The organism is Enterobacter sp. KB-280D8 (assembly GCF_041399405.1).
In the GTDB taxonomy this organism is placed as follows: domain Bacteria; phylum Pseudomonadota; class Gammaproteobacteria; order Enterobacterales; family Enterobacteriaceae; genus Enterobacter; species Enterobacter cloacae_N.
In genome coordinates this window covers 1-358 of sequence record NZ_JBGKEC010000036.1, presented here as the reverse complement: position 1 = coordinate 358, position 358 = coordinate 1, and the positions used below count along the sequence as shown (strand labels likewise).

Genomic DNA, 358 nt, shown 5'->3' with positions numbered 1-358 from the left:
AGCATAGTTGATCGAATAGCCGACCAAATCCCCGTCATCTTCCTGTTTAAACAGAGACGGCCATTTCAGACGCAGGCGTACTGCCGAGAGCTTGGTGTTAGTGAAAGTGCGTGTCCAGGCTGTAACACTGGAAACTTCAGTACCCACGCTGATTTCGTTTTCAGTACCGGGAATGCCCTGGATGTAATTTTGCGCCTGCGTTCCCGCGCGAAACTCCCACGTCACGCCGCTGAAGTTTTGTGAGCCGTCGGAGTTCTCCAGCGCCGTTCCGTCCAGGTAAATATCTTTGCCGGTTAGCTGCCCTGCAAACTCCCCTTCCCCAAGCGCAACGAGGATTTTAGCCTTCGCTACAGATTGA

Annotated in this window: 1 pseudogene; it reads right to left on the bottom strand. The window is 53.1% G+C overall.

What is annotated here, in order from left to right:
- Positions 1-358: pseudogene (locus tag AB8818_RS22900) on the bottom strand (host specificity protein); the annotation flags it as partial.